Origin of the sequence: Streptococcus pyogenes (assembly GCF_002055535.1) — a bacterium.
GTDB lineage: Bacteria > Bacillota > Bacilli > Lactobacillales > Streptococcaceae > Streptococcus > Streptococcus pyogenes.
In genome coordinates, this window is record NZ_LN831034.1 from 75,521 (window position 1) to 88,045 (window position 12,525).

A 12,525-nucleotide genomic window follows, 5' to 3' on the forward strand; every position below is an offset into this window, starting at 1 on the left:
AAAATAATTTCCTACTATGTATTTATTTTAAAAGAGGAGGAAAAGATGAATCTTTTAATCATGGGTTTGCCGGGAGCTGGTAAAGGGACCCAAGCAGCTAAGATTGTTGAAGAATTTGGTATTGCTCACATCTCAACAGGGGATATGTTCCGCGCCGCAATGGCTAATCAAACCGAAATGGGACGTTTAGCTAAAAGTTATATTGATAAAGGTGAATTGGTTCCTGATGAAGTCACAAACGGGATTGTAAAAGAGCGCTTAGCTGAGGATGATATCGCAGAAAAAGGTTTTTTGCTTGATGGGTATCCACGTACTATTGAACAAGCACACGCCTTAGATGCAACACTTGAAGAACTAGGACTCCGCTTAGATGGTGTTATTAATATTAAAGTGGATCCATCATGTCTTGTAGAGCGTTTGAGTGGTCGTATTATCAATCGTAAAACTGGTGAAACGTTCCATAAAGTGTTCAACCCACCAGTAGATTATAAAGAAGAAGATTACTATCAACGTGAAGATGATAAGCCTGAAACTGTTAAACGTCGTTTGGACGTCAATATGGCTCAAGGAGAACCTATTCTTGAACACTATCGTAAGCTTGGTCTTGTTACAGATATTGAAGGTAATCAAGAAATAACAGACGTTTTTGCAGATGTTGAAAAAGCGTTGCTAGAACTCAAATAAATTATACAAATCTACTTGCATAAGTAGATTAGTAATGATATACTAGTTTAGTCTGACTTATAATTGTTACCTCTGTGCTCAGAGGACATCAAATCGAAATTTAGGGGGTACTTTTGCGTGGCAAAAGAAGACGTGATTGAAATTGAAGGCAAAGTAGTAGAAACGATGCCAAATGCAATGTTTACTGTTGAATTGGAAAATGGACATCAAATTCTAGCAACTGTATCAGGAAAAATCCGCAAAAATTACATTCGTATTTTAGTAGGTGACCGTGTTACAGTAGAAATGAGTCCTTATGACTTGACACGTGGACGCATCACATACCGCTTTAAATAATCGAAATAATTGGAGGGATTAAAACATGAAGGTAAGACCATCGGTTAAACCAATTTGCGAATACTGTAAAGTTATTCGCCGTAATGGTCGTGTTATGGTAATTTGTCCGACAAATCCAAAACACAAACAACGTCAAGGATAAAATAGAAAGGAGAAAAAATGGCTCGTATTGCTGGAGTTGATATTCCAAATGATAAACGCGTAGTAATTTCACTTACTTATGTTTACGGAATTGGTCTTGCAACATCTAAAAAAATCTTAGCAGCTGCAGGTATTTCTGAAGATATCCGTGTTAAAGATTTAACATCAGATCAAGAAGATGCTATCCGTCGTGAAGTGGATGCAATCAAAGTTGAAGGTGACCTTCGACGTGAAGTAAACATGAACATTAAACGTTTGATGGAAATCGGTTCATACCGTGGAATCCGTCATCGTCGTGGACTTCCTGTCCGTGGACAAAATACTAAAAACAATGCTCGCACTCGTAAAGGGAAAGCTGTTGCGATTGCAGGTAAGAAAAAATAAAATAGGAGGTAAAACAATTGGCTAAACCAACACGTAAACGTCGTGTGAAAAAGGACATCGAATCTGGTGTTGCACACATTCACGCTACATTTAATAACACTATTGTTATGATTACAGATGTGCATGGTAATGCTCTTGCATGGTCATCAGCTGGTGCTCTTGGTTTCAAAGGTTCTCGTAAATCTACTCCATTTGCTGCTCAAATGGCTGCAGAAGCTGCTGCAAAATCTGCACAAGAACACGGACTAAAAACTGTTGAAGTGACTGTAAAAGGTCCTGGTTCAGGTCGTGAATCAGCTATTCGTGCTCTAGCAGCTGCAGGTCTTGAAGTAACTGCAATTCGTGATGTGACCCCTGTGCCACATAATGGTGCTCGTCCTCCAAAACGTCGTCGTGTATAATCATATAACAAATAGTACACAAGTTTCGTTTCGAGGGGTGAAAAAATGATTGAGTTTGAAAAACCAATAATAACAAAAATTGATGAAAATAAAGATTACGGTAGATTTGTCATCGAACCACTTGAACGTGGCTACGGAACAACTCTAGGTAATTCTCTTCGTCGTGTACTCTTGTCTTCACTTCCAGGTGCAGCAGTAACATCAATTAAAATTGATGGAGTACTACACGAATTTGATACAATCCCAGGTGTACGTGAAGATGTCATGCAAATTATCCTTAATGTTAAGGGACTTGCTGTGAAATCATACGTCGAAGACGAAAAGATTATCGAACTTGAAGTAGAAGGACCAGCAGAGGTAACAGCTGGTGATATTCTTACTGACAGTGATATCGAACTTGTTAACCCGGATCATTATCTTTTTACAATCGCTGAAGGACATTCTCTACGTGCAACAATGACTGTTGCTAAAAAACGTGGTTATGTGCCAGCAGAAGGCAACAAAAAAGATGATGCACCTGTGGGTACATTGGCAGTAGATTCAATCTATACGCCAGTTAAAAAAGTTAATTATCAAGTTGAACCTGCCCGTGTAGGTAGCAATGATGGCTTTGATAAATTAACGATTGAAATCATGACAAACGGAACAATTATTCCTGAAGATGCTTTAGGTCTATCTGCTCGAGTTTTGATCGAACACTTAAACCTGTTTACTGATTTAACAGAGGTTGCAAAAGCTACCGAAGTAATGAAAGAAACTGAAAAAGTGAACGATGAAAAGGTACTTGACCGCACCATCGAGGAGCTTGATTTATCCGTACGCTCATATAACTGTTTAAAACGTGCAGGCATTAACACTGTCTTCGATTTAACAGAAAAATCTGAGCCTGAAATGATGAAAGTCCGTAATCTTGGACGTAAGAGCCTTGAAGAAGTTAAGGTTAAACTTGCTGACTTAGGTCTCGGACTAAAAAACGATAAATAATATAGGAGGACAAAATGGCTTACCGTAAACTAGGACGCACTAGCTCACAACGTAAAGCAATGCTTCGTGATTTGACGACAGATCTTTTGATCAACGAATCAATTGTAACGACAGAAGCACGTGCAAAAGAAATCCGTAAAACAGTTGAAAAAATGATTACTCTTGGTAAACGTGGTGATCTTCATGCTCGTCGCCAAGCAGCTGCATACGTTCGTAACGAAATCGCATCAGAAAATTATGATGAAGCTACCGATAAATACACATCAACGACAGCTCTTCAAAAACTTTTCTCAGAAATTGCACCTCGTTATGCAGAACGTAACGGTGGATACACTCGTATTCTTAAAACAGAACCACGCCGTGGAGATGCTGCTCCAATGGCAATTATTGAATTAGTTTAATTTTTATCAATTTTGTTGAGTGTTATGATGATGGAGTAATCGAGAGATTATTCTTAGTCTAGCTCTGGTCTACCGCTAGGATTTTTCCTAGCGGGAACACTCATCATATTGTTAATATGTAACGCTTGTTTATGAAAGGTATCTAAGCTATAGAAACTTTTTATAAGCAGGCGTTTTGTTGTATTATGAGGTGAACACCCCCCGCTTTTAAGCTGAGCAAAACAATAACACAGAAGCCTCTTCTGATGCGTTTATAAAGTTTTCTCAGAGACAATAAGGTCATCAGAATAAGAAAACCTTATGCAGGTGTTTAAAGACCTCTCATGGGCAAATAAACGGTGTAATCCCCTCGTTTAAATGTCCGAAAAAAACTTGCATCGCAAACAGATGCTCAAACTATATTGTTAGTTTTATCCCCTATTCAATATTTTATTAATAAGTATTCTAAAATCCTCTTTTAATTTGGAGGTGAAAATATCTTTTTTACTTTTAAAATCTGTCACTTTAAGCCGTTTCCAACAAAATTGTAAAAAAGTACAAAAAAAGTAAAAAAAGAGTTGACAATGACAGTAAAGATATCGTATACTAATAAAGCTGTCAGAGAGGTTCCTGTAACACACTTATTGAAAAAAGATGAAAAAGTAGTTGACAGGCTATGAGAAACCTGATAGAATAAAGAAGTTGTCTCTTAGGAGACGTTAAGACCTTTGAGAACTGAATAAGACGAACCAAACGTGAGGGTGATATGGAGACATATTACCCGTCAAGAAACGAGAAATAAATCTGTCAGCGACAGAAGGAACGAGTAAGTTCAAACGCAAATTAAAGAGAGTTTGATCCTGGCTCAGGACGAACGCTGGCGGCGTGCCTAATACATGCAAGTAGAACGCTGAGAACTGGTGCTTGCACCGGTTCAAGGAGTTGCGAACGGGTGAGTAACGCGTAGGTAACCTACCTCATAGCGGGGGATAACTATTGGAAACGATAGCTAATACCGCATAAGAGAGACTAACGCATGTTAGTAATTTAAAAGGGGCAATTGCTCCACTATGAGATGGACCTGCGTTGTATTAGCTAGTTGGTGAGGTAAAGGCTCACCAAGGCGACGATACATAGCCGACCTGAGAGGGTGATCGGCCACACTGGGACTGAGACACGGCCCAGACTCCTACGGGAGGCAGCAGTAGGGAATCTTCGGCAATGGGGGCAACCCTGACCGAGCAACGCCGCGTGAGTGAAGAAGGTTTTCGGATCGTAAAGCTCTGTTGTTAGAGAAGAATGATGGTGGGAGTGGAAAATCCACCAAGTGACGGTAACTAACCAGAAAGGGACGGCTAACTACGTGCCAGCAGCCGCGGTAATACGTAGGTCCCGAGCGTTGTCCGGATTTATTGGGCGTAAAGCGAGCGCAGGCGGTTTTTTAAGTCTGAAGTTAAAGGCATTGGCTCAACCAATGTACGCTTTGGAAACTGGAGAACTTGAGTGCAGAAGGGGAGAGTGGAATTCCATGTGTAGCGGTGAAATGCGTAGATATATGGAGGAACACCGGTGGCGAAAGCGGCTCTCTGGTCTGTAACTGACGCTGAGGCTCGAAAGCGTGGGGAGCAAACAGGATTAGATACCCTGGTAGTCCACGCCGTAAACGATGAGTGCTAGGTGTTAGGCCCTTTCCGGGGCTTAGTGCCGGAGCTAACGCATTAAGCACTCCGCCTGGGGAGTACGACCGCAAGGTTGAAACTCAAAGGAATTGACGGGGGCCCGCACAAGCGGTGGAGCATGTGGTTTAATTCGAAGCAACGCGAAGAACCTTACCAGGTCTTGACATCCCGATGCCCGCTCTAGAGATAGAGTTTTACTTCGGTACATCGGTGACAGGTGGTGCATGGTTGTCGTCAGCTCGTGTCGTGAGATGTTGGGTTAAGTCCCGCAACGAGCGCAACCCCTATTGTTAGTTGCCATCATTAAGTTGGGCACTCTAGCGAGACTGCCGGTAATAAACCGGAGGAAGGTGGGGATGACGTCAAATCATCATGCCCCTTATGACCTGGGCTACACACGTGCTACAATGGTTGGTACAACGAGTCGCAAGCCGGTGACGGCAAGCTAATCTCTTAAAGCCAATCTCAGTTCGGATTGTAGGCTGCAACTCGCCTACATGAAGTCGGAATCGCTAGTAATCGCGGATCAGCACGCCGCGGTGAATACGTTCCCGGGCCTTGTACACACCGCCCGTCACACCACGAGAGTTTGTAACACCCGAAGTCGGTGAGGTAACCTATTAGGAGCCAGCCGCCTAAGGTGGGATAGATGATTGGGGTGAAGTCGTAACAAGGTAGCCGTATCGGAAGGTGCGGCTGGATCACCTCCTTTCTAAGGAAATGGAACACGTTTATCGTCTTATTTAGTTTTGAGAGGTCTTGTGGGGCCTTAGCTCAGCTGGGAGAGCGCCTGCTTTGCACGCAGGAGGTCAGCGGTTCGATCCCGCTAGGCTCCATCAGGATACAATCCTACTAAACTTAATACAAGTGAAGTTGAACACGCAACTCACTTCCTAGGAAAATGGACAATCTTCCCTTGTGTGCAAGGCCCACATGGTCAGATTCCTAATTTTCTACAGAAGTTTCGCTAAAGCGAGCGTTGCTTAGTATCCTATATAATAGTCCATTGAAAATTGAATATCTATATCAAATTCCACGATCTAGAAATAGATTGTAGAAAAGTAACAAGAAAATAAACCGAAAACGCTGTGACTATTTAATAAGTTTTCTAGTTTAAAAAAACTAGGTTAATAAGGTTAAGTTAATAAGGGCGCACGGTGGATGCCTTGGCACTAGAAGCCGAAGAAGGACGTGACAAACGACGAAATGCTTTGGGGAGCTGTAAGTAAGCGCTGATCCAGAGATGTCCGAATGGGGGAACCCACTAACTAATGGTTAGTATCCATAACTGTTAAGGTTATGAGAAGGAAGACGCAGTGAACTGAAACATCTAAGTAGCTGCAGGAAGAGAAAGCAAACGCGATTGCCTTAGTAGCGGCGAGCGAAACGGCAGGAGGGCAAACCGAAGTGTTTACACTTCGGGGTTGTAGGACTGCGACGTGGGACTTTAAAAGGATAGAAGAATTACCTGGGAAGGTAAGCCAAAGAGAGTAAAAGCCTCGTATTTAAAATTCTTTTGAGCCCTAGCAGTATCCTGAGTACGGCGAGACACGTGAAATCTCGTTGGAATCTGGGAGGACCATCTCCCAACCCTAAATACTCTCTAGTGACCGATAGTGAACCAGTACCGTGAGGGAAAGGTGAAAAGCACCCCGGGAGGGGAGTGAAATAGAACCTGAAACCGTGTGCCTACAACAAGTTCGAGCCCGTTAATGGGTGAGAGCGTGCCTTTTGTAGAATGAACCGGCGAGTTACGATATGATGCGAGGTTAAGTTGAAGAGACGGAGCCGTAGGGAAACCGAGTCTTAATAGGGCGATTTAGTATCATGTTGTAGACCCGAAACCATGTGACCTACCCATGAGCAGGTTGAAGGTGAGGTAAAACTCACTGGAGGACCGAACCAGGGCACGTTGAAAAGTGCTTGGATGACTTGTGGGTAGCGGAGAAATTCCAAACGAACTTGGAGATAGCTGGTTCTCTCCGAAATAGCTTTAGGGCTAGCGTCGATGTTAAGTCTCTTGGAGGTAGAGCACTGTTTGGGTGAGGGGTCCATCTCGGATTACCAATCTCAGATAAACTCCGAATGCCAACGAGATATCATCGGCAGTCAGACTGCGAGTGCTAAGATCCGTAGTCGAAAGGGAAACAGCCCAGACCACCAGCTAAGGTCCCAAAATAACTGTTAAGTGGAAAAGGATGTGGGGTTGCACAGACAACTAGGATGTTAGCTTAGAAGCAGCTATTCATTCAAAGAGTGCGTAATAGCTCACTAGTCGAGTGACCCTGCGCCGAAAATGTACCGGGGCTAAAACAGTTTACCGAAGCTGTGGATGACACAAAAGTGTCATGGTAGGAGAGCGTTCTATGTGTGAAGAAGGTGTACCGTGAGGAGCGCTGGAACGCATAGAAGTGAGAATGCCGGTATGAGTAGCGAAAGACAGGTGAGAATCCTGTCCACCGTAAGACTAAGGTTTCCAGGGGAAGGCTCGTCCGCCCTGGGTTAGTCGGGACCTAAGGAGAGACCGAAAGGTGTATCCGATGGCCAACAGGTTGATATTCCTGTACTAGAGTATATAGTGATGGAGGGACGCAGTAGGCTAACTAAACCGGACGATTGGAAGAGTCCGGCTAAGCAGTGAGGTGTAAGATGAGTCAAATGCTTATCTTTATAACATTGAGCTGTGATGGGGAGCGAATTTTAGTAGCGAAGTTAGTGATGTCACACTGCCAAGAAAAGCTTCTAGCGTTTAATGATACTCTACCCGTACCGCAAACCGACACAGGTAGTCGAGGCGAGTAGCCTCAGGTGATCGAGAGAACTCTCGTTAAGGAACTCGGCAAAATGACCCCGTAACTTCGGGAGAAGGGGTGCTGACTTAGGTCAGCCGCAGTGAATAGGCCCAAGCAACTGTTTATCAAAAACACAGCTCTCTGCTAAATCGTAAGATGATGTATAGGGGGTGACGCCTGCCCGGTGCTGGAAGGTTAAGAGGAGGGTTTAGCGCAAGCGAAGATCTGAATTGAAGCCCCAGTAAACGGCGGCCGTAACTATAACGGTCCTAAGGTAGCGAAATTCCTTGTCGGGTAAGTTCCGACCCGCACGAAAGGCGTAATGATTTGGGCACTGTCTCAACGAGAGACTCGGTGAAATTTTAGTACCTGTGAAGATGCAGGTTACCCGCGACAGGACGGAAAGACCCCATGGAGCTTTACTGCAGTTTGATATTGAGTATCTGTACCACATGTACAGGATAGGTAGGAGCCATTGACTTCGGGACGCCAGTTTCGAATGAGGCGTTGTTGGGATACTACCCTTGTGTTATGGCTACTCTAACCCAGATAGGTTATCCCTATCGGAGACAGTGTCTGACGGGCAGTTTGACTGGGGCGGTCGCCTCCTAAAGAGTAACGGAGGCGCCCAAAGGTTCCCTCAGATTGGTTGGAAATCAATCGCAGAGTGTAAAGGTATAAGGGAGCTTGACTGCGAGAGCTACAACTCGAGCAGGGACGAAAGTCGGGCTTAGTGATCCGGTGGTACCGAATGGAAGGGCCATCGCTCAACGGATAAAAGCTACCCTGGGGATAACAGGCTTATCTCCCCCAAGAGTTCACATCGACGGGGAGGTTTGGCACCTCGATGTCGGCTCGTCGCATCCTGGGGCTGTAGTCGGTCCCAAGGGTTGGGCTGTTCGCCCATTAAAGCGGCACGCGAGCTGGGTTCAGAACGTCGTGAGACAGTTCGGTCCCTATCCGTCGCGGGCGTAGGAAATTTGAGAGGATCTGCTCCTAGTACGAGAGGACCAGAGTGGACTTACCGCTGGTGTACCAGTTGTCTTGCCAAAGGCATCGCTGGGTAGCTATGTAGGGAAGGGATAAGCGCTGAAAGCATCTAAGTGCGAAGCCCCCCTCAAGATGAGATTTCCCATGATTTTATATCAGTAAGAGCCCTGAGAGATGATCAGGTAGATAGGTTAGGAGTGTAAGTGTAGCGATACATGTAGCGGACTAATACTAATAGCTCGAGGACTTATCCAAAAAGAAATATTGACAACGTTACGGATTCTTGTTAGACTATAGATATTCAATTTTGAGTGGGTTATGAAAATAGCACATTTACAAGTTAAGTGACGATAGCCTAGGAGATACACCTGTACCCATGCCGAACACAGCAGTTAAGCCCTAGAACGCCTGATGTAGTTGGGGGTTGCCCCCTGTGAGATAAGGTAGTCGCTTAGCTTAATGACACACTCAATGGGAGTTTAGCTCAGCTGGGAGAGCATCTGCCTTACAAGCAGAGGGTCAGCGGTTCGATCCCGTTAACTCCCATTTTAGCGGGTGTAGTTTAGTGGTAAAACTACAGCCTTCCAAGCTGTTGTCGCGAGTTCGATTCTCGTCACCCGCTTTATAGTTTTCCCAAGCTATATCAATAAAAGCTTGGGCGCGTAGCTCAGGTGGTTAGAGCGCACGCCTGATAAGCGTGAGGTCGGTGGTTCGAGTCCACTCGTGCCCATTATCTATAATTATATTATTATGGTCCGTTGGTCAAGGGGTTAAGACACCGCCTTTTCACGGCGGTAACACGGGTTCGAATCCCGTACGGACTATATTATATTTGGAGGATTACCCAAGTCCGGCTGAAGGGAACGGTCTTGAAAACCGTCAGGCGTGTAAAAGCGTGCGTGGGTTCGAATCCCACATCCTCCTTTTAACTATCGCGGGATGGAGCAGTTAGGTAGCTCGTCGGGCTCATAACCCGAAGGTCGTAGGTTCAAATCCTGCTCCCGCAATACATAAGTATGTAGTTGTTGGCTCGGTAGCTCAGTTGGTAGAGCAATGGATTGAAGCTCCATGTGTCGGCGGTTCGATTCCGTCTCGCGCCATTAAAGTTTAATATTTTACGGAAAGATAGCGAAGAGGCTAAACGCGGCGGACTGTAAATCCGCTCCTTCGGGTTCGGGGGTTCGAATCCCTCTCTTTCCATCCTAAACGGGCATAGTTTAAAGGTAGAACTAAGGTCTCCAAAACCTTCAGTGTGGGTTCGATTCCTACTGCCCGTGTTAGAAATATGGCGGGTGTGGTGAAGTGGTTAACACATCAGATTGTGGCTCTGACATTCGTGGGTTCGATTCCCATCACTCGCCTATTTTATTGGGGTATAGCCAAGCGGTAAGGCAAGGGACTTTGACTCCCTCATGCGTTGGTTCGAATCCAGCTACCCCAGTTTAAATTTTATATTTAAAGCCGGCGTGGCGGAATTGGCAGACGCGCTGGACTCAAAATCCAGTGTCCGCAAGGACGTGCCGGTTCGACCCCGGCCGCCGGTATACTTGAAAAACAAGGTTTGTAAACCTTGTTTTTTGTTTTGATCTTAAGCTGTAGCTACGTAGTACAATCTCTTATATTACTGATAAGGTCTATTTAATGCGCAAGATTTGTGGTATGATGAATATGATTGAGTATTGATGCTTTATGGGATTACCGGTAAGGTTTTGAAAAAGGTTTGTCACTACTAGGTGCTTTTTTAACTATAGAAAGACAGTTATGGATTGATGTATTGTAACTAATGTTGGAGGTTAATGGTGGTTGAGTTTTGAGATATTTACACTGATAATCGGGTGGAAACTGGTCGGGTATCGGGTAATGGAGTGTGGTTCTTCGTTTAAGCAAGGAGATTATCGTTTGGTGGTTCATATTTGCTTGTTAAATGTTAGGGATGAGATGCTGAGTCAGCAAGGCCATGAAGATAAAGCTGACTGGCTAGAGCCTTGAGATGTGACGTTTGGTGGAAGTCCTTTTTGGTGAGATGGCACAGCATATAGTAATATTAGATCCTGAGGAAGAATTGGGACTTTCATTAGGCTTGACTGGGGTATGACCTCACTTTACAATTCATTTCGATGATGGGTTTGATGATACGTTTTTAGTTCAAGACTTTGTAGAGTTGGAGAATTTGGTTCTTTATGAAGAAGAAGTGCAGGTAATTCGTTGAGCCAGTCGTGAAGATATTTTAGGTATGATTGATGAAGGTTCGTTTATTCCTTATCTGAAGTATAAAATAAATTTGTGCTTTGAGATGGTTGGCCAATATAAAGTCCATCAATCTTAGAAGTAATAATTTTTGAATTTTTTCTGAGGTTTGTGTATATTTGATAGTGTACTGATGTAAGAAGTAAGGAGTACTATGATGGCAATCAATGAGAGAGCTTCTGTAAAAATCAAGTTAGGCCTTGATACTAAGAATAAGCGATGAGATGGTTACCACGATTTATCGATGGTCATGATGAGTATTGATCTGTGTGACTATGTGACGGTTGACCATATAGATGACAATAAGATTGTCTTTGCCTCAAACTGTCCGAAAATACCTATTAACTAAGATAATGATGTTTATAAGATAGTTCAGCTAATGAAACATCGATTTCAAGTTAAAAGAGGAGTTTCCGTTTACTTGGAAAAGCGGATTCCCATGTGTGCTGGTATGGGAGGAGGTTCTAGCGATGCTGTTACTATCAGAGCATTAAATCAGATGGCTCCTTACTCTTAGCCGAAAAGATATGATGGATATTGGTATACCGATTGGTAGTGATGTGCCTTATTGCTTGCTTTCAGGTTGTGCCCAAGTCACTGGTAAAGGTGAAGTGGTTTGTCGCATTTTGGGGCTGTTATCGTCTTGGGTGGTTTTGGTTAAACCAGATTTTGGTATCTCGACTTGAACATTTTTTCTAGATATTAATTGTAAAATCATTTCAAGAGTGTCTACTACTCATTTGGTTGCGGCGATTGAAGCGGGTAACTATAATGATGGGATATTGACTGAAATGAACAATTTGCTGGAAGATATTTTCATTGCCAAGCGACCCTTTATTCAAAAAATAAAAGAGAAAACACTGCAAGCTGGTGCTGCTAATGCTTTGATGACAGGAAGTGGACCGACTGTTTTTGCTTTGTGCCAAACCGAAAAACAAACTATAATAGTTTAAAAGGACTTTGCAAGGAAGTTTTTAAGGTGAGAATGTTGTAATATTTTGTTGGGATTGCTTCTTTGGAAGCTTCATGTTATAATTAACTGGTTAATGAAAGAGGAGATTTATGGGGATTTTAGAAAAAAAACTTGATAACTTAGTAAATACTATTTTATTAAAAGCAGAAAATCAGCATGAGTTATTATTTGGAGCTTGTCAAAGTGACGTTAAGCTTACTAATACGCAAGAACATATTTTAATGTTACTATCTCAGCAACGTCTCACTAATACAGATTTGGCTAAGGCATTAAATATTAGTCAGGCGGCAGTAACTAAGGCTATCAAGAGTTTGGTCAAACAAGACATGTTAGCAGGAACTAAGGATACGGTTGATGCTAGGGTGACTTATTTTGAATTAACCGAGTTAGCTAAGCCTATTGCGTCAGAACATACCCATCATCATGATGAAACCTTAAATGTTTACAACCGTTTATTACAAAAATTCTCCGCGAAAGAATTAGAGATTGTAGATAAGTTTGTAACAGTTTTTGCTGAGGAATTAGAAGGGTAAT

Annotated in this window: 8 protein-coding genes, 13 tRNA genes, 3 rRNA genes and 1 pseudogene; all 25 read left to right on the forward strand. The window is 43.3% G+C overall.

All coding sequences use genetic code 11. The annotated features are described in order from the left end of the window. The first annotated feature begins 45 nt into the window (after positions 1-45). The 25 genes and pseudogenes from B6D67_RS00475 to B6D67_RS00600 all read left to right on the forward strand — a co-directional run bounded on the left by B6D67_RS00475 (position 46) and on the right by B6D67_RS00600 (position 12,524). Positions 46-684 (forward strand): adenylate kinase, encoded by a 639-nt coding sequence (locus B6D67_RS00475; RefSeq protein WP_010921787.1) that lies wholly within the window; start codon positions 46-48, stop codon positions 682-684. 117 nt (positions 685-801) lie between these two features. Next, positions 802-1,020 (forward strand): translation initiation factor IF-1, encoded by a 219-nt coding sequence (gene infA / locus B6D67_RS00480; RefSeq protein ID WP_001040189.1) that lies wholly within the window; start codon positions 802-804, stop codon positions 1,018-1,020. Positions 1,021-1,045: 25 nt separating this feature from the next. Continuing rightward, positions 1,046-1,162 carry a 50S ribosomal protein L36 gene (gene rpmJ, locus B6D67_RS00485; RefSeq protein ID WP_000868345.1) on the forward strand — a complete coding sequence of 39 codons (117 nt, stop codon included), beginning with the start codon at positions 1,046-1,048 and terminating at the stop codon, positions 1,160-1,162. A gap of 17 nt (positions 1,163-1,179) precedes the next feature. Beyond that, entirely contained in the window at positions 1,180-1,545 is a 366-nt protein-coding gene (gene rpsM / locus B6D67_RS00490) for a 30S ribosomal protein S13 (protein ID WP_002986615.1), read from the forward strand. 17 nt (positions 1,546-1,562) lie between these two features. After that, entirely contained in the window at positions 1,563-1,946 is a 384-nt protein-coding gene (gene rpsK, locus B6D67_RS00495) for a 30S ribosomal protein S11 (protein WP_010921788.1), read from the forward strand. Positions 1,947-1,991: 45 nt separating this feature from the next. Then, positions 1,992-2,930, forward strand: coding sequence for a DNA-directed RNA polymerase subunit alpha (locus tag B6D67_RS00500; RefSeq protein ID WP_002986607.1), 939 nt, complete (start codon positions 1,992-1,994; stop codon positions 2,928-2,930). Positions 2,931-2,944: 14 nt separating this feature from the next. Further along, complete coding sequence (gene rplQ, locus B6D67_RS00505; RefSeq protein WP_002986602.1) at positions 2,945-3,331, forward strand: 50S ribosomal protein L17; 387 nt, start codon at positions 2,945-2,947, stop codon at positions 3,329-3,331. 821 nt (positions 3,332-4,152) lie between these two features. Beyond that, a 16S ribosomal RNA gene (locus B6D67_RS00510) occupies positions 4,153-5,701 on the forward strand. A 51-nt stretch (positions 5,702-5,752) separates the two neighbouring features. Beyond that, a tRNA-Ala gene (locus B6D67_RS00515) sits at positions 5,753-5,825 on the forward strand. A 298-nt stretch (positions 5,826-6,123) separates the two neighbouring features. After that, a 23S ribosomal RNA gene (locus tag B6D67_RS00520) occupies positions 6,124-9,026 on the forward strand. 85 nt (positions 9,027-9,111) lie between these two features. Continuing rightward, positions 9,112-9,227 (forward strand): 5S ribosomal RNA (rrf, locus tag B6D67_RS00525). Together the 16S, 23S and 5S rRNA genes with 13 tRNA genes alongside form the textbook arrangement of a ribosomal RNA operon. A 17-nt stretch (positions 9,228-9,244) precedes the next feature. After that, positions 9,245-9,317 (forward strand) — tRNA-Val (locus B6D67_RS00530). A gap of 5 nt (positions 9,318-9,322) precedes the next feature. Then, positions 9,323-9,393 (forward strand) — tRNA-Gly (locus B6D67_RS00535). Between the two features lie 34 nt (positions 9,394-9,427). Next, positions 9,428-9,501: transfer RNA gene (locus tag B6D67_RS00540), tRNA-Ile, on the forward strand. 22 nt (positions 9,502-9,523) lie between these two features. Beyond that, positions 9,524-9,595: transfer RNA gene (locus B6D67_RS00545), tRNA-Glu, on the forward strand. Between the two features lie 10 nt (positions 9,596-9,605). After that, positions 9,606-9,695, forward strand: a tRNA-Ser gene (locus tag B6D67_RS00550). 9 nt (positions 9,696-9,704) lie between these two features. Continuing rightward, a tRNA-Met gene (locus tag B6D67_RS00555) sits at positions 9,705-9,778 on the forward strand. A gap of 20 nt (positions 9,779-9,798) precedes the next feature. Next, positions 9,799-9,871: transfer RNA gene (locus tag B6D67_RS00560), tRNA-Phe, on the forward strand. Between the two features lie 19 nt (positions 9,872-9,890). Then, positions 9,891-9,971 (forward strand) — tRNA-Tyr (locus B6D67_RS00565). Positions 9,972-9,977: 6 nt separating this feature from the next. Beyond that, positions 9,978-10,048: transfer RNA gene (locus B6D67_RS00570), tRNA-Trp, on the forward strand. Positions 10,049-10,059: 11 nt separating this feature from the next. Next, a tRNA-His gene (locus B6D67_RS00575) sits at positions 10,060-10,132 on the forward strand. 8 nt (positions 10,133-10,140) lie between these two features. Further along, a tRNA-Gln gene (locus B6D67_RS00580) sits at positions 10,141-10,212 on the forward strand. A 19-nt stretch (positions 10,213-10,231) separates the two neighbouring features. Next, a tRNA-Leu gene (locus B6D67_RS00585) sits at positions 10,232-10,315 on the forward strand. 857 nt (positions 10,316-11,172) lie between these two features. Beyond that, positions 11,173-12,012 (forward strand): annotated as a pseudogene (ispE, locus tag B6D67_RS10175) (4-(cytidine 5'-diphospho)-2-C-methyl-D-erythritol kinase). Positions 12,013-12,080: 68 nt separating this feature from the next. Then, positions 12,081-12,524 carry a zinc-dependent MarR family transcriptional regulator gene (locus tag B6D67_RS00600; protein WP_010921790.1) on the forward strand — a complete coding sequence of 148 codons (444 nt, stop codon included), beginning with the start codon at positions 12,081-12,083 and terminating at the stop codon, positions 12,522-12,524. Position 12,525: the final 1 nt, after the last annotated feature.